The sequence below is a fragment of the Xanthobacter sp. DMC47 genome (assembly GCF_056313845.1).
In genome coordinates, this window is record NZ_JBQUZM010000001.1 from 1,211,237 (window position 1) to 1,234,254 (window position 23,018).

Consider the following 23,018-nt stretch of genomic DNA (forward strand, 5'->3'; position numbering starts at 1 on the left):
ACGCAGATGAGCCGCGTGCCGCCGCTCGACCCCGCCGTTCTCGATCAGCTCGCGAGCGGGCGGCTGGAAGACCCCTTTGCTGTGCTCGGCCCGCACGAGGGGCCGCAGGGCCGCTTCGTGCGCGTGTTCGTGCCGGGGGCGCAGGCGGTGGCCGTTCGCCCGACAGCGGGGCCGCAGGGGAGCGCGCAGGCGCTGTTTCTGGAGCAGGGTCCCATTGAGGGGCTGTTCTGCGGCCCGGTGCCGGAAGGCGCCTATACGCTCTCCATCCGCTGGGCCGAGGCGACGGAAGAGACCGAAGACCCCTACGCCTTCGGCCTCTTGTTGGGCGACCTCGATCTGCATCTCTTCTCCGAGGGCCGCCACTTCCGCCTCACGGATGCGCTCGGTGCCGCGCCGGTGACGGTGGAGGGGGTTGCGGGCACGCGCTTTGCTGTCTGGGCGCCGAATGCGCGGCGCGTGAGCGTGGTGGGCGACTTCAACAGCTGGGACGGTCGCCGCCATGCCATGCGGCGGCGCGGCGCCAGCGGGGTGTTCGAGATCTTCATTCCCCGCGTCGGGCCCGGCGCGCTCTACAAATACGAGATCGTCGGGCCGGACGGCGCCCTGCTGCCGTTGAAGGCGGACCCGGTGGCGCGGGCGACGCAATTGCCGCCTGCGACCGCCTCCGTCGTGCCTTCCCCCCGCACCCACCGCTGGCGGGACGAGGCCTTCATGGCGGCGCGCGCCGCGCGCAACGCGCCCTCCGCGCCCATCAGCATCTACGAGGTGCACGCCGGCTCGTGGCTGCGCGATCCCGCCACCGGCGAACCCTTGTCGTGGCTCGGCCTCGCCGAGCGGCTGGTGCCTTATGTGAAGGACCTCGGCTTCACCCATGTGGAGCTCTTGCCGGTGACGGAGCATCCCTTCTCCGGCTCGTGGGGCTATCAGCCGCTCGGCCTGTTTGCCCCCTCCCGCCGCTTCGGCGAGCCGGAGGATTTCGCGGCCTTCGTGGATGCCTGTCACCGGGAGGACATCGGCGTCATCATCGATTTCGTGCCGGCGCATTTCCCGTCCGACGCCCATGGCCTCGCCCATTTCGACGGCACCGCGCTCTACGAGCATGCCGACCCGCGCGAGGGCTTCCATCAGGACTGGAACACGCTGATCTACAATCTCGGCCGGCGCGAGGTGGCGGGCTTCCTCATCGCCTCGGCACTCCACTGGCTGGAGCATTTCCACGTGGACGGGCTCCGCGTGGATGCAGTGGCCTCCATGCTCTACCGCGACTACAGCCGGAAGGCCGGTGAATGGATACCCAACCGCTTCGGCGGGCGGGAAAATCTGGAATCCGTGGACTTCCTGCGGCACCTGAACGCCGTGGTCGCCGAGCGCTGCCCCGGCGCCATTACCCTCGCCGAGGAATCCACCGCATGGCCGGGCGTGAGCCGCCCCACCGAAGAGGGCGGCCTCGGCTTTTCCTACAAGTGGAACATGGGTTGGATGCACGACACGCTCCACTACATGGCGCGCGAGCCCATCTACCGCCGGCACCATCACGGGGAGCTCACCTTCTCCCTCGTCTACGCTTTCTCCGAGCGCTTCGTGCTACCGCTCTCCCATGACGAGGTGGTGCACGGAAAGGGCTCGCTCATCGGCAAGATGCCGGGCGACACCTGGCAGAAGCGGGCGAACCTGCGCGCGCTGCTCGGCCTCATGTGGACCCACCCCGGCAAGAAGCTCTTGTTCATGGGCGGGGAGATCGGCCAGGAGCGGGAATGGAGCCACGACCGGGAGATCGACTGGTTCCTTCTGGACGATCCGGCCCATCGCGGCATCCAGAGCCTCGTGCGCGACCTCAACCGGGTCTATCGCGAATTCCCCGCGCTCCACGCACGCGACGACCGGCCGGAAGGCTTCCGCTGGATCGTCGGCGACGATGCGGAGAACAGCGTCGTCGCCTTCCTGCGCCTCGCGCCCGATGCCGCGCCCGTTCTGGCCGTCATCAACCTCACGCCGGTGCCGCGGCAGGGCTACCGCATCGGCGTGCCCCATGCCGGCCGCTGGCGCGAGATGCTGAACTCGGATGCGCCCCTCTATGGCGGCTCCGGCATGGGCAATTACGGCGGCGTCGCAACGCGGGACGAACCCGCCCACGGCGAAGGCCAGAGCCTCGAACTCACCCTTCCCCCCCTGTCCACCCTCCTCTTCGTACATACGGGAGACAAGTAATGGCGAAGCCGGAGCGGCTCGAAAGCGGACAACCCTATCCGCTCGGCGCGACGTGGGACGGGCTGGGCGCGAATTTCGCCGTCTTCTCCGCCAATGCGGATGGCATCGACCTCTGCCTGTTCGATCCGTCCGGCCGGCGGGAGATCGCACGGATGCCGCTGCCGGAATGCACCGACGAGGTGTGGCACGGCTATCTGCCCAACGCCCATCTCGGCCTCCTCTACGGCTTCCGCGCCCACGGCCGCTACGAACCGGAGGAAGGCCACCGCTTCAACCCCCATAAATTGCTGCTGGACCCCTATGCCCGCCAGATCGCGGGGCAGGTGCAGTGGTCGGATGCGCTGTTCGGCTATCGCGTCGCCTCCGGGCGCGGCGACCTCTCCTATGACCGGCGCGACAGCGCGGTGGCCATGCCCAAGGCCGTGCTGGTGGACGACAGCTTCTCCTGGGGCGACGACCGCCCGCCGCAGACGCCGTGGTCCGACACGGTGATCTATGAGGCCCACGTGCGCGGCCTCTCCATGCTGCGCGACGACGTGCTGCCCCACCAGCGCGGCACCTTCGCCGCCCTCGCCCACCCCGCCTTCATCGAGCACGTGAAGCGCATGGGGGTGACCGCGGTGGAATTGCTGCCGGTCCACGGCTTCGTGCAGGACCGCTACCTCGTCTCGCAGGGCCTGCGAAACTATTGGGGCTACAACACCCTCTCCTTCTTCGCCCCGGAGCCGCGCTATCTCTCCGCCGGCGACCGCAACGAGTTCAAGGTGGCGATCCGCCGGCTGCACGCGGCCGGCCTCGAGGTGATCCTCGACGTGGTCTACAACCACACCGCCGAGGGCAGCGAGCTCGGCCCCACCCTGAGCTTCCGCGGCCTCGACAACCGCTCCTACTACCGGCTGGTGAAGGACGAGCCGCGCTACTGCATCAACGACACCGGCACCGGCAATACGCTGAATCTCTCCCATCCGCGCGTGCTGCAGATGGTGATGGACTCCCTGCGCTACTGGGTAACCCACTATCGCATCGACGGCTTCCGCTTCGATCTCGGCGTCACCCTCGGCCGCGAGGAGTACGGGTTCGACCCCGGCTCCGGCTTCTTCGACGTGCTGCGGCAGGACCCGGTGCTCTCCCGCGTGAAGCTGATCTCCGAGCCGTGGGACATCGGCCCCGGCGGCTACCAGCTCGGCCACCACCCGCCCGGCTTCGCCGAGTGGAACGACCGCTTCCGGGACACGGTGCGCCGCTTCTGGCGCGGCGATGCGGGCCAGCGGGCGGAGCTTGCCGCGCGGCTCTCCGGCTCCGGCGACATCTTCGACCGCCGCGCCCGGCGCCCGTGGGCGTCGGTGAACTTCATCGCCTCCCACGACGGCTTCACGCTGAAGGACATCGTCTCCTACGCCGAGCGCCATAACGAGGCGAACGGCGAGGACAATCGCGACGGCCACTCGGAGAACTATTCCGCCAACTGGGGCGCCGAGGGGCCGACCGACGATCCCGAGATCCGCGAGCGCCGGGCGCGGCTGGAGCGGGCGATGCTCGCTACCGTCTACCTCGCGCTGGGCACGCCCATGTTGCTCGCCGGCGACGAATTCGGCCGCACGCAGAACGGCAACAACAACGCCTATTGCCAGGACAACGAAACCTCCTGGGTCGACTGGTCGCTGCTGGAGGGGCCGGACGGGCAGATCCTTGCGGACTTCGTCGCCGCCCTCGCCAAGGCGCGGCACGATTACCCTCTTCTGCGCTGCCGCTCCTTCCTCTATGGCGACCGGGAACTGGCCCCCGGGATCACCGACATCGCCTGGTTCGACGAGAAGGCGCAAACCCCCTCCCCCGACGACTGGAACGCGGCGGAGGCCCGCCTCCTCACCCTGCGCCGGGCAGCGCACGGCGACGACGGCACCATCTGCGTGATGACGCTGATGCTGAACGCCACGCAGGAGCCGCGCAGCTTCCGCATTCCCCCGCCGTCGCCGGTCATCCTGATGATCGACAGCGCCAATCCCGGCGCGCCGGAGATGCTGGTGGAAGGCGAGGAGGTGGAGGTGGCGCCCCAGTCCCTCGTGCTGCTGCGCGGGCGCATCGCCGGAGGCGGTGCATGAGCGGAACGCGGCACGACACGACGACCGCCTTCGGCCCTCTCATCACCGCCAACGGCACGCTCTTCCGCCTCTGGGCGCCGGGCGCGGACGCCATCGAGCTGGAGCTTTCCACCGGCGTGCGGCTTGCGCTGGAGCCGCGCGGGGACGGCTGGTTCGAGGCCGAGGCGCCGGTGGGGCCGGGCACGCGCTACCGCTTCCGCCTCCCGGACGGCACCGCCTTTCCCGACCCCGCCTCGCGCGCCCAGGCGGAGCACGTCCACGGCTTCAGCGTGGTCACCGATCCCGCCGCCTATCGCTGGCGCACGGACTGGGCCGGGCGGCCGTGGCACGAGGCGGTGATCCTCGAAGTCCATGCCGGCCTTTGCAGCGGCTTTGCGGGCCTGGCGGAGAAGATTCCCGCCTGGGCGGCCCTCGGCATCACGGCCGTGGAGCTGATGCCCATCGCGGCCTTTCCCGGCGCGCGCAACTGGGGCTATGACGGCGTGCTGCCCTTTGCCCCCGCCGCCGCCTACGGCACGCCCGACGAGCTGAAAGCGCTCATCGACACCGCCCATGCCCATGGCGTGATGATGCTGCTCGATGTGGTCTACAACCACTTCGGCCCGGACGGGAATTACCTCGGCCTCTACGCGCCGGACTTCTTCCACCCGGAGAAGACAACCCCGTGGGGGCCGGCCGTGGCCTTCGACCGGCCGGAGGTGAGCCGCTTCTTCCTCGAAAACGCGCTGATGTGGATCGAGGAGTTCCGCTTCGACGGACTGCGGCTCGATGCGGTCCACGCCATCCTGCCGCCGGAAGCCCTCGCCGCCCTCGGCCGCGCCATCCGCGCCCGCCTGCCGGCGGATCGCCATGTACATCTGGTGCTAGAGAACGAGCACAACGACGCCGCCCTCCTGCCGCGCCCGTTCGATGCCCAGTGGAACGACGACATCCACCATTGCCTCCACGTGCTGCTGACCGGCGAGCGGGAGGCCTATTACGGCGACTTCGCCGACGCCCCCGCCCGCCGCCTCGCCCGCTGCCTCTCCGAAGGCTTCGCCTATCAGGGCGAAGAGGCGGCAAACCTCGGCCGCCCGCGCGGCACGCCGAGCGGCCATCTGCCGCCGACCGCCTTTGTGTCGTTCGCCCAGAACCACGACCAGATCGGCAACCGCGCCTTCGGCGAGCGGCTTCTCGCGCTGGCCGATCCGGATGGCGTGCGCGCGGCGCTGGCGCTGGTGCTGCTCAGCCCCCAGATCCCCATGCTGTTCATGGGCGAGGAGATCGGCGCGCGCACGCCCTTCCTGTTCTTCACCGACCATGCCGAAGGGCTGGCCGACCTCGTGCGCGAGGGCCGGCGCGCGGAGTTCGCCCGCTTTTCCGCCTTCGCCGACCCCGCGCGCCGCGCCACCATCCCCGACCCCAACGCCGAGGCGACCTTCGCCGCCTCCATCCCCGTGCCACCGCCCGATGCCGAGGACTGGGAGGCGTTCGTGGAGGACATGATCGCCGCCCGCCACGCGCATGTGGTGCCGCGCCTGAAGGGCGCGATGAGCCTCGGCGCGCAGGTCCTCTCGGACCACGCCGTCATTGCGCGCTGGCGCATGGGTGACGGCGCGGTGCTGACCCTCGCCGCGAACTTCGGCGCGGAGCCCTGCCCGGCCGACCTGCCCGCGGCTCTGCACCTCATCGTGTCGAGCGGCGCGGTGGACGATTTCGCCATCCCGCCCCGCGCCACCCTCGCTTTCCTTGAAGGCGCAGAGGCATGACGGCGCGCCGCCGCCCCGATCCCTCGCCCATCGAAGCGCTGGCCCGCGCCGCCGGCGTCTCCATCGAATGGGCGGACGCCTTCGACCGGCCCCACCGCGTGCCGGTGGAGACGCTTGAGCGCGTGCTCACCGCCCTCGGCCATCCCTGCGGCACGGCGGCCGACATCAACCGCTCCCTCGCCGCCCTTCAAGCGCCGCAGGGGCTTCCGGGACTGATGACGGCTGATGCCGGCCGGGAGGTGGTGCTGCCGGGCATCGTGCCCTCCGTGCCGGTCGAACTGGAGGGGGAGACGCCCCGCCGCCTCGCCCTGCGACCGCACCGGGAAGGCTCTGTCTTCACCGCGCCGGAAGAGCCCGGCTACCACGTGTTGCGCATCGGCGGGGAGAGCCTGCGCCTCGCCGTGGCGCCCCGCCATGCGCCCTCGGTGGCGGAGCGCACCGGCCCCGCGCGGGCCTTCGGCGTGGCGGCGCAGGTCTATGGCCTGCGGCAGGCGGGCGATGGCGGCATCGGCCATCTCGGTGCCGTGGCGGCGCTGGCCGAGCGGCTCGCCGGCTTTGGCGCGCACGCCGTGGCGCTGAGCCCGCTCCATGCGCTGTTCTCCGCTACACCCGAGCGCTTCAGCCCCTATGCGCCCTCCAGCCGCCTCGCGCTCAACCCCCTCCTCGCCGATCCCGCCACGCTATTCCCGGCGGAGGCGATCGCAGGGGAGGACGAGGACGCCGCCCCCTTCATCGACTGGCCCTGCGCGGCGCGCCGCAAGCTCGCCCACCTGCGCCATCTGTTCGAGACGCTGGACAGCGCCCCCGAGGCCTCCGCCGGCTTTGCCGCCTTCGCCGCCCATCCCGGCGATGACCTCGCCCGCCATGCATTGTTCGAGGCACTGCACGCCGCCATGATGGCGGAGGGCCACGGCCCCGACTGGCGGAGATGGCCGGGCCCGCTGCGCGATCCCGAAAGCCCCGCCGTCGCGGACTTCGCGGCGGCGCGGGTGGGGGAGGTGCGCTTCCATCTCTTCCTGCAATGGCTCGCTGCCCGCAGCCTTGCCGATGCGCAGGCCCGCGCGCGGGCGGCCGGCATGGGCATCGGCCTCATCGCCGACCTCGCCGTGGGGCTCGATCCCACCGGCAGCCAGGCGTGGAGCCGGCCGGGCGATCTCCTCGCGGGCCTCGCAATCGGCGCGCCGCCGGACCTCATCAATGTGGCCGGGCAGAACTGGGGCCTCACCGCCATCTCGCCCACGGCGCTGGCGGCGTTGAATTTCGAGCCGTTCCTCGCCGCCATCCGCGCGGCGCTGCGCCATGCCGGCGGGGTGCGCATCGACCACATCCTCGGCCTGCGCCGCCTCTGGCTGGTGCCGGACGGCGCCGGGGCCGGTGAAGGCGCCTATCTCACCTATCCGCTGGAAGACCTCCTGCGCCTCGTCGCCATCGAGGCCCATGCCCACGGTGCCATCGCCATCGGCGAAGATCTCGGCACGGTGCCGGCGGGTCTACGCGAGGAGATGACGGCGCGCGGCATCCTCGGCATGCGCGTGCTGCCGTTCGAGCGGGACGCGGACGGCGGCTTCCTGCCGCCAGAGGCGTGGCAGCGGGAGGCGGCGGGAATGACATCGACCCACGATCTGCCCACCATCGCCGGCTGGTGGGCGGGCCGCGACCTCCACTGGCGCGCCCGCATCGCCGCCTGCGACGTGGCCGCCGAAGCCCTGACCGCACGGGACGGCGAACGCACCGCCTTCGCGGCGGCGGCGTCCGAGGCCGGCATCGCGCCGACCCTCGCCGATGCGGAGGACGCCGTGGACGCCGCCATCGCCTATGTGGCGCGAAGTGCGTGTGACCTCGCGATCATCCCGCTGGAAGACCTCCTCGGCCTCGACGAAAGCCCCAATTTGCCCGGCACCGTGGACGAGCACCCCAACTGGCGCCGCCGCATGGCCGCGCCGGCCGGCGACCTCCTCGCCACGCCGAAGGTGAAGGCCCGCCTTTCCCTCCTCCAGAGCACCCGCGGCGAAGGGGCCGCCGAGCAATGACCTCCGCCATCCCCCGCGCCACCTATCGCCTGCAGTTCCACAAGGGCTTCACCTTCGATGACGGCGCCGCCGTGGTGCCCTATCTCGCCGACCTCGGCATCAGCCACGTCTATGCCTCGCCCATCCTGAAGGCGCGGGCGGGCTCCACCCATTGCTACGACGTGGTGGACCCCGCCCACGTCAATCCCGAGCTCGGAGGCGAGGACGGGCTCCGCCGCCTCGTGGCCGCGCTGCGGGCGAAGGACATGGGGCTGGTGGTGGACATCGTTCCCAACCACATGGGCGTCGGCGGCGACGAGAACCCCTATTGGCTGGACGTGCTGCGCAACGGGCGGGAGAGCCCCTTCGCGGCCATGTTCGACATCGACTTCGAGGCCGGTGACGGGCGGCTGCTGGCGCCCTTCCTCGGCGCGCCCTATCACGAGGTGCTGGCCAGCGGCGATCTCAAGCTCGTGCGCGACGCCGAGGCCGGCTGGGCGGTGCGCTATTTCCACCACCTCTTTCCGCTGCGCCCCGAGGATGCCGCGGCGCTTGAGGCTGACCCCGCCGCCGCGACGCCTGCCGGGGAGGACACCGCCCGGCATCTCCATGCGCTGCTGGAGCGCCAGAACTACCGCCTCGCCTACTGGCGGACGGCGCCTGACGCCATCAACTGGCGGCGCTTCTTCGACGTGACGGAACTCGCGGCATTGCGCGCCGACGCCCCCGGCGTGTTCGAGCGCACCCATGCGAAGGTTCTGGACCTTTACGCCCAAGACCTCATCGACGGCCTGCGCGTGGACCATGTGGACGGCCTCGCCGACCCCGGCGCCTATTGCCGGCGCCTGCGCGCCGAGCTTTCGGCGCGCGAGGCCGACAGGCCCGAGCCGCTGCGCGGGCGGGCTTGGCTGGTGGTGGAGAAGATCCTGGCGGCAAGGGAAAGCCTCGACCCCGGCTGGGAGGTGGACGGCACCACCGGCTACGACTTCATGGAGGAGGTGAGCCGTCTCCTCCACGACGCCGACGGCTTCGCACGGCTCGCCACCCACTGGGCCGCCCGCACCGGCCGGCCCGCGGCCTTCTCCGCGGAGGAAGAGCCGGCGCGGCGCGAGATCATCGCCCGCTCCTTCACGGCGCCGCTGGAGAGCGCGGTGGACGCCCTCGCCGCCCTCGCCGCCGCCGACGTTGCCGACCGCGACCGGCCGCGACCGGCGCTCCGGCGCTGCCTCATCGAAATCCTCGTCCATTTCCCCCGCTATCGCTCCTATGCCACCGGCACGGGCGAGACGGGGGCGGAAGCGCTCCATCAGGCCATCGCGGCGGCGCGCGGCAGCGTGTTTCCCGGTGATGCCTGGCACCTCGACCGGATCGCCGACTGGCTTGGCCCCCTCACGGCGGACGCGCCCCACGCCAACCTGCGACGGGCCGCCATCACCCGGTTCGAGCAATTGTCCTCCCCGGTGGCGGCGAAGTCGGTGGAGGATACGGCCTTCTACCGCTACGGCCCACTGCTCTCCCGCAACGAGGTGGGCTCCAACCCCTCCATCGGCGGCGGCAGCGTTGCCGACTGGCACCGGACCGCCGAGGGGCGCGCGACCGGCTGGCCCGCCGCCATGCTGGCGAGCGCCACCCACGACCACAAGCGCGGCGAGGACGTGCGCGCCCGCCTCTCCATCCTCTCCGAATGTGCGGACCTGTGGATCGCCCTCCTCGACCGCTGGCTGGACGCGCTGAAGGCGCAGGCGCCGTCCGTGGATGCGGCCGACCGCATCATGCTCATCAAGACGCTGGTGGGTGCGTGGCCGGACGATGCTTCCGGCATGGAAGGTTTCCTCGCCCGCGTCGAAGGCTGGCAGATGAAGGCGCTGCGCGAGGCCAAGCGCGCCACCTCCTGGGACCGGCCGGACGAGGACTTCGAGGCTCAGGCGCACGGCCTCGCCCGCTTCATCCTTACCGCGCCGGACGGGGCGGACATGCGGCGGGAAATGTCCCGCTTCGTCGATCTCGTCCGCCCGGCGGCGGAGGCGAAGGGGCTGGTGGCGACGCTGCTCAAGCTCACCGCCCCCGGCATTCCGGACCTCTATCAGGGCACCGAATTCCTCGATTTGTCGCTGGTGGACCCGGACAACCGACGCCCCGTGGATTTCACCCGTCGCCGTGCCGCGCTCGACGCCCCGCCCGGTGGCGCCGACGCCCGCAAGCAGCACCTCATCCGCACGCTGCTCGGCCTGCGCGCGGAGGCGCCGGATCTGTTTCGCGGAGATTATGTGCCGCTGGAGGTGGGCAGCGCGCTGCCGATGGTCGGCTTCCTGCGCACCAGCGCGGGAAAAGCACTGCTGGTCGCCAGCCCGGTGCGGACGTTCGAGCAGGTGACGCCGGCCGGCGGTCTCCAACCGACCGCGTGGCAGGGGATGGCGCTGCCGGACGAGTTCCGCTGGCGGTTCGCGTTGCCCGGCCTTTCCGAGCCGGTGCCGTCCACGGCCGATCTCGCCGCCAACGCGCACTGGCCCTTTGCCCTTCTCCTGGGCGAGAGAGCCTGAGGGCTACACCCGCCGCCACAGCAGCGCGAGCAGCACCGCCGCCGCGAGCCACAGAAGGATCAGCGCCGAGAGCGCTGCGCCGGCGCCCCACGCCGCCAGCAATTGCGCGGCGCCCAGCGGCGCCAGCGCCTGCGCCAGCAATGCGGGACGGGCGAGGCGGCCGGCGAGGACGGGGTAGTGCTCCGCCCCCAGCACGGCCAGCGGCACGGTGCCCTTGGAGATGGAGAAGAGGCCATTGCCGCCGCCATAGGCCACCAGCGCCACCGCGACGACGGGAAAGCCCGCCGCCAGCAGCACCAGCCCAAGGCCCATCAACGCCACCGCCCAGATCATCGTCCACAGCGGATGATGCCGCCCGCCGGACATCTGCTCGATGATCCGCGCGAACACCTGCGCCGGGCCGATGAACGCCCCGGCGGCCACCGCCTCGGCGAGGCTCAGGCCGCGCGACTGGAGCAGCGCCAGCACCTGAACCGACATGGCGGAGGCGATGGTGCCGATGAGGGTGACGATGCCCGCCATGAGCAGGAAGGCGATGCGCTCGCGTCCGCCAAGCACCACCGGCCCGCCCCGCGCCGGGCCGGTCTCCGCCCGCCGCGCAACCGCGGGCACGAACGCCAGCACCAGCGGGATGGAGACCACCGCATGCACGCCCGCATAGACGAGGCAGGTGCCACGCCACCCCAGGTGCGCGTCGAGATAGGCCGTGATGGGCCAGCACACCGTGCTGGCGAATCCGCCCCACAGGGTGAGGGTGGTGATGGCCCGCCGCGCCCCCGCGCCGTAGAGCCGGCCGAGCGCGGCGAAGGCGGCGTCATAGAGGCTCGCCGCCATGCCCGCGCCGGCGATGCACCAGCCGAGCGCGAACACCAGCGGGCCGGGCGCCAGCGCCAGCACGGCGAGGCCGCAGGCCAGCAGCGCACACCCGGTGGCGAGCACCGGCCGTCCGCCGCGGGCTCCGATGAGCACGCCCACCTTCGGCGAGATGAACCCCGCCACCAGCAGCCCCAGCGAGAGGCTGCCGACGATGCCTTGCAGCGGCCATCCCGTGTCCGCGGCGATCGGCCCGGCCAGCACCGTCAGCAGATAGAAGGACGAGCCCCAGGTGAGGATCTGCACCACGCCCAGCGCGGTGACGACCGAACGGCCCGCGCCTTCCGTCCCGGCGGGTGAAGCGGCGGCGGTCACCGCACGGCCGCGCCGAGGGCGAGCCGCGCCTCCAGCGCCTCGGCCGCTTCCTTGCGCTCGCTGTAGCGATCGGTGAGATAGGGGGAGATGTCGCGCGTCAGCAGCGTGAACTTCAGCAGCTCTTCCATCACATCCACCACCCGGTCGTAATAGGCGGAGGGCTTCATGCGGCCCGCCTCGTCGAACTCCTGATAGGCCTTGGCGACGGAGGACTGGTTGGGGATGGTGAGCATGCGCATCCAGCGGCCGAGGATGCGCATCTGGTTCACCGCGTTGAAGGATTGCGAGCCGCCGCACACCTGCATCACCGCCAGAGTGCGGCCCTGCGTGGGGCGGATGGCGCCGAGGGCGAGGGGGATCCAGTCGATCTGCGCCTTCATCACCGCGCTCATGGCGCCGTGCCGCTCCGGGCTGCACCACACCTGCCCCTCGGACCACAAAGTGAGTTCGCGCAACTCCGCGACCTTCGGGTGCTCCACCGGGGCGCCATCGGGCAGAGGCAGGCCATCCGCGTGATAGACCCGCGTTTCCGCGCCGAGCCGCTTCAGCAGCCGCTCCGCCTCCAGCGTCAGCAGGCGGGAATAGGAGCGCTCACGCAGGGAGCCGTAGAGAAGCAGGATGCGCGGCGGATGGCGCGCGGGCGCGGCGGGGATCAGCCGGTCGAGGCTCGGGACATGAAACAGGGCCTCGGTTACGTTGGGCAAAGTGTCGTCGGTCACGGGTGCGCCTCGCCTGATCTCGCTCCGCCGCTCTCATAGCAGCGTCCGGCGCGGCTCACAGCACCCATCGGCGCGGGGCCGGCGCGGCGAGGGGGGCGGGAATGCCTGCATTCGGCTTGGGCAACAACAAGTCAAAACATCAGCAAAAGTGCAAATAATACGCAGTGCCGGGAGACTTTTCGGCCAATATCCCGCCACTCCCGTCGATCCTCAACTATTCGATTGACGTCGCGCACCATCGACAGAATATAGCCTTGGACATCACGGGAGATTGCCATGGGTCTGCAGTCCATCGGTGACTTCAAATGGCCTGGCCTCATGCGACCGGACGGCGCGCGCATCACGCTCAATCGCGACGCCTTCATCGCCATCGATCGCTACAAGGACATCAGCTACGATCCGGTGTACCGGCCGCAGGCGCTCTATCATCGCGCGCTGGAAGGCCTCCATGCCAACAACGGCGCCTTCCTGCTGCAAGAGGTGGCGACCAACCTGCCCATCTATCGGGAAGACACGGGGCCCACCGACTTCCACCTGCATTTGCCGCCCGGCGGCTTCCAGCTGGTGCTCGTCACCTCCGGCATGTTCACCTTCGACTATGACGGCAAGGTCCATTACGTGGGGCCGGGTGCGGCGATGCTGCAAAGCGCCATCGTGCACCGCCAGCTCTTCTACACATGGTCGGGCCTCTCGACGGAAGAGAATTTGAAGACGCCGCAGACCGTGGTGCCGGACCCGCTCTGCATGGGCTATTCCGGCAAGTTCCTGGAAGCCTTCATCACCGATCCCTCCACCTTCCCGAATCCCACCGTGGTCGGCCCGGACAAGATCCGCGAAGACGAGACGCCCCGCACCGCCTGGAAGCACCCGCTCCACAACCGGCCGAAGGGCGCCGGCTTCTGGGTCCAGGACCCGCTCGCGCTCGACGCCCTGTTCCGCCCCTACCCGGCCGACGCGCTGGGGCCGGTGGCCTCGCCCCTGCCGGTGCATGTGCGCGACCTCGGCATCGAGGTGCCAAGCGGCCATCTCGTCACCGGCCACATCATCGCCACCGATCCGCGCGGCGGCGCGGTGCTGCCCAAGTCGGCGGCAGCGGCCGATGCGGAGGGGCTGGCGAAGGGCGAAGTCGTCGTCTACCGCATCATCCGAGGCACCGCCGGTTTCGCGGATGGTGCGGGAAAGATGATCGAACTGGCCACGGGCGACACGGTGACCGCCGGCGCGGGCGCCATCCGGCTTGCGGAGATCGGCGAGGATACCCAGATCCTGCGCCTCGGCCTCCTCAACGGCTTCGATGCGCTGAAGATGTGGACGCCCGGCCAGCGGGACGAGATCGACGCCCTCGCCGGCCAGATCATCACCCGCGCCGATTTGCGCTCGGACCGCCTCGCCGGCAGCCCGGTGGGCTATCTCTACGAATAGGCCGGCTCAGCCGAACATGCCGGCGACCATGGCGCGATACCAGTCGGCATTCTCCTCACGCTGACGGCGGCGCAGGGCCGCCGGCTCGCCGGCGCCCGAGACGGTGCCCTCCACCTCGCGGATGCGGCCGTCCTGCGGCCGGTAGAGCCCGCTCACCTTCACCGCGTCGTCGGCCGTGATGAGGCTCCAGCAGGTGCTGGCATAGCTGGCCTCAGGAGCCACCTCGCCGAACAGGCCGGCGAGCAGCGCGCGCGCCGCGACCTGCGCCTGGCTTCCTGCGGCGAAGGCGGATTTCGGAATATCGCCGCCGATGGCCGCATCGCCGATGACGAAGACGGCCGGGTCCATCGCGGAGGCCATGGAGCCGGCGTCCACCGGGCACCAGCCCGAGGCGTCGGCGAGCCCCGCCTGCCGGGCAATGGCGCCGGCGTTCTGCGCCGGGATCACGTTCACCAGCGCCGCATCGCGATAGGTCTCGAAGCCGGTGACGACGGTGCCGGTGGCCGGGTCCACCGAGACGAGGCCGTCGGAAATATCCGGCGCCATCCATTCCACCATGCCGGGATAGTAGCCCTCCCAGCCCTCCTGAAAGAGGCCCTGCATGGAGAATTTCGGCTTCGGGTCGACGATGACGATGCGCGCCCCGCCACGCCCCGTGCTTTTCAGCCGATGCGCCATCATGGAGGCGCGCTCATAGGGCGCCGGGGGGCAGCGGAAGGGATTGGGCGGCGCGATGATGACGATCTGGCCGCCGTCCGGCACTCGATCCAGCCGCTCCTTGAGGATGCGGAGCTGCGCGCCGCCTTTCCAGGCGTGGGGCATGGCCGCTTCGGCGGCGCGGCTCCAGCCGGGCACGCTCTCATAATCGAGATCGATGCCGGGGGAGAGGATGAGGCGGTCGTAGGCAATGCGCCCGCCATCGGCGAGCCGCACCTCCCGCCGTTCCCGGTCGATGGCCTCGGCCCGTTGCGGCACGACGCGCACGCCGGCCCGCGCGAGCCCCTCATAGCCGAATTCCAGCGCGGTGAAATCGATGACGCCGCCGAGCCAGAGGTTGGAATGGAACACCGCCACGTAGCGCGGCTCCGGCTCCACCAGCGTCACCTCCACCCGGCCATCACGCAGCAGCGCCCGGGAGGCATTCGCCCCGCCGGCACCGCCGCCGACGATCACCACGCGCGGCTTCGCCTGCGCCGCGACGTACGGCGCGCAAAGCACTGCCGCCGCCAGCGCCGAACCGCCCAGCAGCGCCCGCCGCGAGACGCCCGCGCAGCTCATGCCGTCAGCCGACCTTGAGGTAGCCGAACCCCTTGCCCTGCAATGCGCCGGCGGTGGCGATGCCGGAGGGCACGAAGGCGATGAAGGCCTCATCGCGCGCCTTCTCCTTGGGCACATGGTTGCGCTCGAAGGTGTAGGCGCACAGGTAGACCTTCAGCCCGTTCTTGGCGAGGGCGGCGATCTTCTCGTTGAGCGTGGGATCGAGGGTTTCCTTCTCCCACATGGTGCCGTTGAGATTGTCGAGGAAGAATTTGATGCCGCCCGCGTGGGCCACCATCACGATCTGCAACGCGAAGGGATCGGCGCCGTAGGAGGCGTAGTGGTTGTTGATGTTGTTCAGCGTCTGGGCGAAGCGGGCGTGGTCGCCATAGTCCACGTGATAGACGCACGCCGTGTCCGCTTCCTTCTTGATGTCGGCGAGCTGGAGCGACTGCACGGCGGCATGGGCTGAGGTGGCCGCGATCGGCGCGGCGCCTGCAAGCGCCATGGTGCCGAGGAAGGCCCGGCGGTCGAACTGGGGCATGGTTTTCTCCCGTCATCGGCGTCTGGCGCGCCGTGTGCCTTCAACTGTGCCACCCGCCGCCCCCGTTCCGCAACGGCGGGGCGGGTGGCGCGCCTCACTCCAGATTCCTCACTCCAGATTTCCCTTGGGCGGATCGCCGTCCGGCGTCACGTTCAGGATCTGCGCGCGGGCGGTCACATGGACCTCGCCGCTGCAGTCCTTCATGCAGGGGTTCTTCTTCCAGAAGGCCTTTTCCGAGGTCTCCCGGTCGTCGTCGTAGAAATTCGCTTCGTTGGGCAGGTCCACCTTCGGGAAATTCTCTTTCGAGAGCACATAATCTTCGGGCACGAGATCGTTGAGGTTCAGGAGATACGCAACGATGGCGTAGGTCTGGTCCGGCGAGAGCGACAGGTTGCTGCCGAAGGGCATGGCCCGGTGCACGTAGTCATAGACCGTGGAGGCATAAGGCCAGAAGGAGCCGATGGTCTTTTCCGGCCGCTCGGACTTCAGGGTGCCGCGCCCGCCGGCCAGCACCGGCCAGCGGCCCGCGCCCTCGCCGAACTCGCCGTGACACTGGGCGCAGTTCTGCAGGAACAGCTCCTCGCCCTCCTTCACCGAGCCCTTGCCCGGCGGCAGGCCCTCGCCATCGGCGCGCACGTCGATGTTCCAGGCTGTGATTTCCTCCGGCAGAGCGGGGCGGCCGAGGGCGATGACCTTGGCGGCGACCGGCGGCGCGGGGGCTGCGGCAGGCACGTTCACCGCCTGCCGGGCCTTGTCGGTGCCGGCCTTCTCCGCTTTCGCCGTGGGCTTTCCGCCCGGCTGCTCCGCCACGGCGACGCCCGCGACGACGAGCCCACCGGCGAGAAGGGTGGCGGCAAGCAGCCTCTCAGCCGACTTCCACATTTTCCGTCTCCCCGTTGGAGCGCACCAGCCAAGTCTGGATGCCGTTGTTGTGGTAGATGGAATTGGTGCCGCGGATGGCCCGCAGCTCCTGCTTGGTGGGCTGCACATAGCCGGTGTCGTCCATGGCGCGGGACTGCACCATCAGCTCCTGCCCGGCCCAGTCGAAATCGAGATAGAAGCGTGTCATGGACATGGGCAGCGCCGGCCCGTCGAGGCGGGCGGTCGTCCAGTTGCGACCGCCGTCCAGCGAGACGTCCACCCGCGAGATGGTGCCGCGCCCGGACCAGGCGATGCCGGAGAGCACGTTCGGCCCCTTGTGCTTCAGGGGCGCCTGCGGGCTCGGGCTCGTCACCACGGATTTCGCGTCCATCACGAAGGTGAAGCGGCGGGAGCGGCCATCGGCGAGGAGGTCGGTGTATTTCGACGTCTCCTCCCGCTGCTGCCAGGGCTGGTCGCCGATCTTGAGGCGGCGCAGCCACTTGACCCACATGTTGCCTTCCCAGCCCGGCACCACGAGCCGCACCGGATAGCCCTGCTCGGGCCGGAGCGCCTCGCCATTCATGCCGAAGGCGACGAGGCAGTCGTTCATGGCCTTTTCGAGCGGGATGGAGCGCGTCATCACCGCCGCGTCAGCGCCCTCGGCCAGCACCCATTTGCCCTTGGGATTGACGCCGGCCATGTCCAGCAGCGTCTTCAGCGGCACGCCGGTGTAGAAGAGATTGTGGATCATGCCGTGGGTGAACTGGCAGCCGTTGAGCTGCGCGCCACGCCACTCCATGCCGGAATTCGCCGCGCATTCGAGGAAGTAGGCACGGTTCACCCGGCCGGGCATGCGCTTCAGGTCTTCCAGCGTGAAGACGAGGGGCTTGTCCACGAGGCCGTGGATCATCAGCCGGTACTTGTCCGGGTCGATCTCCGCTTGCCCGCCATGGTGCCGTACGAAGCACAGGCCGTTGGGCGTGATGACGCTGTCAAGGGCATAGAGCGGGGTGAAGCTGACCGAGCTCTGCGAGCTGGCGGTGAGCCACGTCACCTCCCGGCGCACCACGTCCTTCTCGAACACCGAGGGCTTGCCATAGGGGTTCTCGTTGACCGGCGCGCCCAGGGTCTTGGTCCAGTCGGGCACCGGCACGATGTTGGGATCGGGCGTTCCGGGGGCCGGCGCGGCAAAGGCCGCCCCGCCTCCGGCGACGGCGGCGCCCGCGCCTATGCCCGCAAGGTTGAGGAAGCGCCTCCGGGAAAGCGACGGTTTCGCGCCGGTCGCGCGCTCCGTCGGGGGCAGACTGGTGTCGGACATGGCGTCCTCCCTGATATTCTCTTATTCGTAGTTTTGAATATTTTGATCGGAATGCGGTCCTGGGATGGCCGCGCGCCTCATGCGCCGGTCACCTTCACCGAGGCATTCGGGGCCATCTTCACGGACTTGGCGTCGGTCACGTAGCGCTCCACCAGCTCCCACACCGGAGGGCCTTCCACATTCTGGGCGATGGAGGCCCAGCCGGCGACCGTATAGGCCTTGTCGGCCTCCAGCGGCTTGCCGGTCTTGAGGAAGGTGAGGTCGGAGATACGCTGGCCCGTCCCCTTGGACACGTCGATGGCGTAGCCCACCCCGCCGACGCGCACCATGTCGCCGCCGCCCTGGAAGTAGGGATCGGGATGGAAGATGTTGTCGGCCACGTCCTCCAGCACGTCCTTCAGCTGCCGGCCGGTCATGGTGTTGCGGTAGCACGCGGGATAGGTGATGGCGGTGGCATTGGCCACGGCGTCGAAGGTGATGGGATCGCCCGGCAGCAGCGTGCCGCCCCAGCGGAATCCGGGAGAGAGGGCGATTTCCGCGTCACGCTCCTTCATGATCGCATCGCAGATCATGTCGTCGAACGTGCCGTTGAAATTGCCGCGGCGGTAGAGAAGGCTGTCGGCGCGGCCGAGTTCGCGGGCGAGATCCTTGGCGTAGGGCGCGCGGATGTCGGTGACGAGCTTCGCCATTTCCGGGTCCGGCGTGATGACGTCCGAGAACACCGGGATGAGCTGGAAGCGATAGCCGGTGACCTTTTTGTCCTTCACGTCGAGGTCGAGGCGGGACACGAACTTGCCGTGGGAGCCGGTGGCCACCAGCAGCGTCTTGCCCACCTCCACCACGCGCGGCATGGCATCATGGGTGTGGGCGGTGAGGATCACGTCGATGCCCGACACACGGGACGCCATCTTGCGGTCCACGTCGAAGCCGTTGTGGGAGAGCACCACCACCGCATCGGCGCCGCCGGCGCGGGCGGCGTCCACCTGCTTCTGCATCTCCTCCTCGCGGATGCCGAACTCCCAGTCCGGGATCATCCAGCGCGGGTTGGCGATGGGGGTGCGCGGAAAGGCCTGGCCAATCACCGCCACCTTGGCGCCGCCCTTCTCGAAGGTCTTCGCGGCCTCGAACACCGGCTCCTGCCATTCGGCGGAGCGCACGTTCTGGGCGAGGAAGGCGAAGGGCGCCTTCTCCTTGATCTCGGTGACGCGGTCGGCGCCGTAGGTAAATTCCCAGTGGCCGACCATGGCGTCCGTGCCGAGGGCCGAGAACACCTTCACCATGTCCTCGCCCTGCGTCTTCAGCGCGGACCAGGAGCCCTGGAGCCCGTCGCCGCCATCGAGCAGCAGCACCTTGTCCGCCCCGCGCTCGGCGCGGATGGCCTTCACCAAGGTGGCGATGCGATCCACGCCGCCCATGCGCCCATAGGTGTGGGCAAGCTGGGTGAAATCTTCCGACGTGAGGGAATAGGCGTCGCGGGTGCCGCCCTTCAGGCCGAAATACTTCAGGAAGGCTGCATCGGTGAGGTGTGGCGGCACACCCCGCGCGTCGCCCACGCCGAGATTGGTGGACGGCTCGCGGAAATAGAGCGGCACGAGCTGGGCGTGGATGTCGGTGATGTGCAGGATGGTGAAGGTGCCGGCATTGCCGAACTTCAGCAAATCCGCCTGGCTCAGCGCCTGCGCGCCGACCGCCTGCGCCAGCCCCGTGCCGGAGGCGGCGAGCAGGCCGGCGAGGGCCGTTCCGGCGGACAGAAAATCGCGCCTTGAGATCATGGGGCCACGCTTTCTCAGGTCATGGCGGGACCGCCCACCGGATCGCCTGATCCGGCGGCATATCCACCGTCAACGGAACAATGCGAGGGGCGTCGCCTCAGGCGACGGTGAGCTTCGCGGTGGCCTTCTGCTCGGCGCCGCCGTCATCCTTCCAGGTGAAGGTGAACTCGCCGCTCTCCTTCGCCTTGAAGAAGAAGGACTGGTAGGGATTCGCCGAAATGGAGGTGAACCACTCCGCGGTGAAGAAGGGCTTGCCGTTGAAGGCGGCCTGGAAGTTGTTGATGATGTCGCGCGGCACGGTCTTGCCGGCGGCGTCCTTGCGCTGGCCGCTTTCCATCTCGTGCGAAATCAGGGTCTTGATCTCGATGATCTCGCCCGCCTTGGCCTGGGCAGGCACGCGCACGCGCGGCTGGGACTTGAGGGCCATGGGTTTCCTCCGGTTTCTGCTCGGCAGCGCTCAGGCGCGCCTGTTCTGTTCTTTTGTGTGTTCTGGCCGTGATTCGACTGTCGTATCAGCCGCCGCAGCCGCCGATGGTGACCTTCACCTGCACCTTGGCCGAATAAAGCTGTCCGCTGGACATCTCCGCCACGGCGATAACGTTCTGGGTCTGCGCGAGCCGCATGCGGGTGGAGGCAGAGGCTTTTCCGCTTTCGGGGGTGAAGTGATAGGTCACCACCTGCGGCAGCGGATTGCCGTCGGCGAAGACGTGGACGGACTTCACGAAGTCCGCCTCGGTCATCGGGCTCTCCACGTCGATGTTGATGGGCACGACGAGGCCGTTCTCGGCGATCTCGGGCATGTCGAGCTTGATCTTGCCCTCGCCCATGGCCTTGCCGGCGAACAGCTTCTTCATTTCGTCCGCCACCTGCGCCTCGGTGGCGAGCGCCATGCGCGGGGCCAGCACGGCCGCGAACGCGGCGAGGCCCGCGAGCTTCAGCGCGCGGCGGCGTGTCGGGAGGCCGTGCGCGGGCGCAAGGGTGGCGTCGGGGTGGAGCGGCATGCGTTTCCTCCTGGCACGACCGGCGATCGAGCGCCGGCTTTTGGCGTTGTTCTTGTTGAATTTCGTCCCCGCGACGGCGGTGGTCGCCGGGGATCAATTTCACATATTGTGATATCGAATTTTTTGAATGTAAAGTAGCTCCTATCCGCCGATCGCATCCATCTATGAGGGATGGAGCGTCGCAAGTGGATCGCCGCGGCTCAAGGGCTTCACGCAGAAGGCCCCACGCCGCGGACGTCTCGCTGGGGAGGATACATGCGACCCAAAGCCACGCTTCTCACATGCCTGTGCGCCCTCGCTCTGGCGCTCTCACCCCTCGTCACGGCCCGCGCGCAGGACGATGCGAGCGAGAAGGAGATCGAGCGCTACCGCGCGATGATCAACGACCCCATGGCCAATCCCGGCTACCTCGCAGTGGATCGCGGCGAGGCCATATGGGCCGATCCACGCGGCACCAAGAACGTCTCGCTGGAGGCCTGCGACCTCGGCCAGGGGCCGGGTAAGCTCGAAGGCGCCTATGCCGCTCTGCCGCGCTATTTCGCGGACGCCGGCAAGGTGATGGACCTCGAACAGCGCCTCTTGTGGTGCATGGACAAGATCCAGGGCGTGGACATCAAGCCCATCATGGCCAAGCCCTTCTCCGGCCCCGGCCGCGGCTCGGACATGGAGGATCTCGTCGCCTTCATCGCCAACAAGTCCAACGGCATGAAGATCGACATCCCGCTCGCCAACCCGCAGGAGAAGGAGGCCTATGCCATCGGCGAGGCGCTGTTCTACCGGCGCTCGTCCATCAACGACTTCTCCTGCTCCACCTGCCACGGCGATCCCGGCAAGCGCATCCGGCTCCAGGGCCTGCCGCAGCTCGATAAGCCGGGCAAGGACGCCCAGCTCACCATGGCCTCCTGGCCCACCTACCGCGTCTCCCAGAGTTCGCTCAGGACCATGCAGCACCGGCTGTGGGACTGCTATCGCCAGATGCGGATGCCTCCGCCCGATTATGCGTCCGAAGCCGTCACCGCGCTCACCGTCTTCCTGCAGGCGCAGGCGGCCGGGGGCGAGCTGAACGTGCCATCCATCAAGCGCTGAGGGGAGGAAGAGCCATGAAGACAATCATCATCGCCGCGGCGCTTCTTCTTCCGCAGGTCGCCCCGGGAGTCGCCCTCGCCCAGCAGATCCCCCCTGCCCCGCCCGCCGTGGTGGACAGGGTGGTGAAGGAGAGCTTCACCAAGCTGCCCGACGGCTGGGCCGCTCGGCTCGTGCCCGACGAGACCATGGAAATCTGCTCGGTCACCCGCAACCAGCCGTCCGCCAAGCAGGCGGAGGCCATCATGGCCCGCGAGGCCAAGACGGTGAAGTATCCGCAGGGCAGCGTGCTCGGCGACTGGAAGAAGGGTGCGGAGGTCGCCCAGAACGGGCGCGGCGGCCAGTTTTCCGATCCGCCCGGCACGGTGAGCGGCGGCAATTGCTACGCCTGCCACCAGATGGACCCGAAGGAAGTCAGCTACGGCACCCTCGGCCCGAGCCTCGTCAATTACGGCGCGGACCGGAAATTCTCCGCCGAGGATGCCAAGGCCGCCTACGCGAAGGTCTACAACGCGCAGGCCGTGTTCGCCTGCTCGCCCATGCCGCGCTTCGGGCACAACGGCGTGCTCAGCGAGGAGCAGATGAAGGACGTGGTGGCCTATCTGTTCGATCCCAACTCGCCGGTGAACAAGCCGGCGAAATGACGAGACCGGCGGGGGCGCTCCGGTGCCCCCGCCCTTCAGCCCTTGCCCTGCTTGCCGAGCCACGCATCGAACGGCTCGCGGGCATAGGCGCCTTCCGCCACATAGCGGAACAGGGCCGAGAATTCCGGGCGCGGCAGCAGGCCCGGCATGCGCGCCACCTCCTTCGGCTTCCCGTCCACCTCCGCGAAGAACTGGAAGGTGGGCGTGGCGCGGATGCGCTCGCGCTGGCCGAGGGCCTTCTCGCTGAGCTTCGCGCCATCGAGAAAGGTCACCTCCCGCGCGCCGAACAGGTCCAGATGCACGATGTCGAATGCCTCCCGGATGGGCGTCTCGATGGCCGGATCGGCGAAATAGGCGGTGTGCAGTTCCTTACAATAGATGCAGCCGCGCTGGCTCCACTGCAGCGCGAAGCCCCGCCCCTTCCCGCGCGCGGCGGCGAAGTCTTCCGGCAGGTCGAGGAAGCTGTCCACGTACCAATCTTCCGTATAGAGCCCGTCGTCGCCGAGGTTCGCCTTGGCCTGTGCGGCGGCGGGAACGAGCGCCGCGAGCCCCGCCGACGCCTGCAAGAGGCGCCGGCGGCTGAGCGTGGGATGTGCCATGGG

At 69.3% G+C, this 23,018-nt stretch carries 18 protein-coding genes; 8 read left to right on the forward strand and 10 right to left on the reverse strand.

The features are described 5' to 3' along the window. The first annotated feature begins 6 nt into the window (after positions 1 to 6). Genes glgB through treY form a run of 5 tightly spaced genes read left to right on the forward strand, consistent with a single transcriptional unit; the run spans position 7 to position 10,607 of the window. On the forward strand, positions 7 to 2,208 hold the full coding sequence (glgB, locus tag ACT54R_RS05605) for a 1,4-alpha-glucan branching protein GlgB (protein WP_476326403.1): 2,202 nt from the start codon (positions 7 to 9) through the stop codon (positions 2,206 to 2,208). After that, on the forward strand, positions 2,208 to 4,310 hold the full coding sequence (glgX, locus tag ACT54R_RS05610) for a glycogen debranching protein GlgX (protein ID WP_476324388.1): 2,103 nt from the start codon (positions 2,208 to 2,210) through the stop codon (positions 4,308 to 4,310). The genes glgB and glgX overlap by 1 nt, the downstream gene beginning before the upstream one ends. Then, a complete protein-coding gene (gene treZ / locus ACT54R_RS05615; RefSeq protein ID WP_476324390.1) occupies positions 4,307 to 6,058 on the forward strand; it encodes a malto-oligosyltrehalose trehalohydrolase in 1,752 nt (583 codons plus the stop codon). Before glgX ends, treZ begins: the two co-directional genes overlap by 4 nt. Beyond that, entirely contained in the window at positions 6,055 to 8,088 is a 2,034-nt protein-coding gene (malQ, locus tag ACT54R_RS05620) for a 4-alpha-glucanotransferase (protein WP_476324392.1), read from the forward strand. The genes treZ and malQ overlap by 4 nt, the downstream gene beginning before the upstream one ends. After that, complete coding sequence (treY, locus tag ACT54R_RS05625) at positions 8,085 to 10,607, forward strand: malto-oligosyltrehalose synthase (RefSeq protein WP_476324394.1); 2,523 nt, start codon at positions 8,085 to 8,087, stop codon at positions 10,605 to 10,607. The genes malQ and treY overlap by 4 nt, the downstream gene beginning before the upstream one ends. 3 nt (positions 10,608 to 10,610) lie before the next feature. Here the strand turns inward: treY and ACT54R_RS05630 are convergent, their stop codons facing one another. Beyond that, positions 10,611 to 11,795: an MFS transporter gene (locus ACT54R_RS05630; RefSeq protein ID WP_476324396.1), complete on the reverse strand. Its 1,185-nt coding sequence runs from the start codon at positions 11,793 to 11,795 to the stop codon at positions 10,611 to 10,613. Continuing rightward, positions 11,792 to 12,514: an arsenical resistance protein ArsH gene (arsH, locus tag ACT54R_RS05635; RefSeq protein ID WP_476324398.1), complete on the reverse strand. Its 723-nt coding sequence runs from the start codon at positions 12,512 to 12,514 to the stop codon at positions 11,792 to 11,794. The genes ACT54R_RS05630 and arsH overlap by 4 nt, the downstream gene beginning before the upstream one ends. 276 nt (positions 12,515 to 12,790) lie before the next feature. Between arsH and ACT54R_RS05640 the strand changes: the two genes are divergently transcribed. Next, complete coding sequence (locus ACT54R_RS05640) at positions 12,791 to 13,936, forward strand: cupin domain-containing protein (protein ID WP_476324400.1); 1,146 nt, start codon at positions 12,791 to 12,793, stop codon at positions 13,934 to 13,936. A 6-nt stretch (positions 13,937 to 13,942) separates the two neighbouring features. Here the strand turns inward: ACT54R_RS05640 and ACT54R_RS05645 are convergent, their stop codons facing one another. From ACT54R_RS05645 to soxY, 7 genes are all read right to left on the reverse strand, one after another. Continuing rightward, on the reverse strand, positions 13,943 to 15,214 hold the full coding sequence (locus ACT54R_RS05645; RefSeq protein ID WP_476324402.1) for an FCSD flavin-binding domain-containing protein: 1,272 nt from the start codon (positions 15,212 to 15,214) through the stop codon (positions 13,943 to 13,945). A gap of 4 nt (positions 15,215 to 15,218) precedes the next feature. After that, positions 15,219 to 15,737, reverse strand: coding sequence for a DsrE family protein (locus ACT54R_RS05650; protein ID WP_169123771.1), 519 nt, complete (start codon positions 15,735 to 15,737; stop codon positions 15,219 to 15,221). Between the two features lie 108 nt (positions 15,738 to 15,845). Next, entirely contained in the window at positions 15,846 to 16,619 is a 774-nt protein-coding gene (locus ACT54R_RS05655) for a c-type cytochrome (protein WP_476324404.1), read from the reverse strand. Further along, complete coding sequence (soxC, locus tag ACT54R_RS05660; protein WP_476324406.1) at positions 16,603 to 17,916, reverse strand: sulfite dehydrogenase; 1,314 nt, start codon at positions 17,914 to 17,916, stop codon at positions 16,603 to 16,605. Before soxC ends, ACT54R_RS05655 begins: the two co-directional genes overlap by 17 nt. A gap of 77 nt (positions 17,917 to 17,993) precedes the next feature. Beyond that, positions 17,994 to 19,688: a thiosulfohydrolase SoxB gene (gene soxB, locus ACT54R_RS05665; protein ID WP_476324408.1), complete on the reverse strand. Its 1,695-nt coding sequence runs from the start codon at positions 19,686 to 19,688 to the stop codon at positions 17,994 to 17,996. A 97-nt stretch (positions 19,689 to 19,785) separates the two neighbouring features. Then, the gene (gene soxZ, locus ACT54R_RS05670; protein ID WP_024280673.1) at positions 19,786 to 20,115 is read right to left on the reverse strand and encodes a thiosulfate oxidation carrier complex protein SoxZ; all 330 of its coding nucleotides are present in this window, start codon (positions 20,113 to 20,115) and stop codon (positions 19,786 to 19,788) included. Between the two features lie 85 nt (positions 20,116 to 20,200). Next, positions 20,201 to 20,689, reverse strand: coding sequence for a thiosulfate oxidation carrier protein SoxY (gene soxY, locus ACT54R_RS05675; RefSeq protein WP_476324410.1), 489 nt, complete (start codon positions 20,687 to 20,689; stop codon positions 20,201 to 20,203). Positions 20,690 to 20,944: 255 nt separating this feature from the next. Here soxY and soxA point away from each other — a divergent pair, with 255 nt between their 5' ends. Further along, positions 20,945 to 21,775, forward strand: coding sequence for a sulfur oxidation c-type cytochrome SoxA (soxA, locus tag ACT54R_RS05680; protein WP_476324412.1), 831 nt, complete (start codon positions 20,945 to 20,947; stop codon positions 21,773 to 21,775). Positions 21,776 to 21,789: 14 nt separating this feature from the next. Further along, positions 21,790 to 22,416: a sulfur oxidation c-type cytochrome SoxX gene (gene soxX / locus ACT54R_RS05685; protein ID WP_476324414.1), complete on the forward strand. Its 627-nt coding sequence runs from the start codon at positions 21,790 to 21,792 to the stop codon at positions 22,414 to 22,416. Between the two features lie 35 nt (positions 22,417 to 22,451). Here soxX and ACT54R_RS05690 read toward each other — a convergent pair whose 3' ends face one another. Next, on the reverse strand, positions 22,452 to 23,015 hold the full coding sequence (locus ACT54R_RS05690; protein ID WP_476324416.1) for a SoxW family protein: 564 nt from the start codon (positions 23,013 to 23,015) through the stop codon (positions 22,452 to 22,454). Positions 23,016 to 23,018 lie beyond the last annotated feature (3 nt).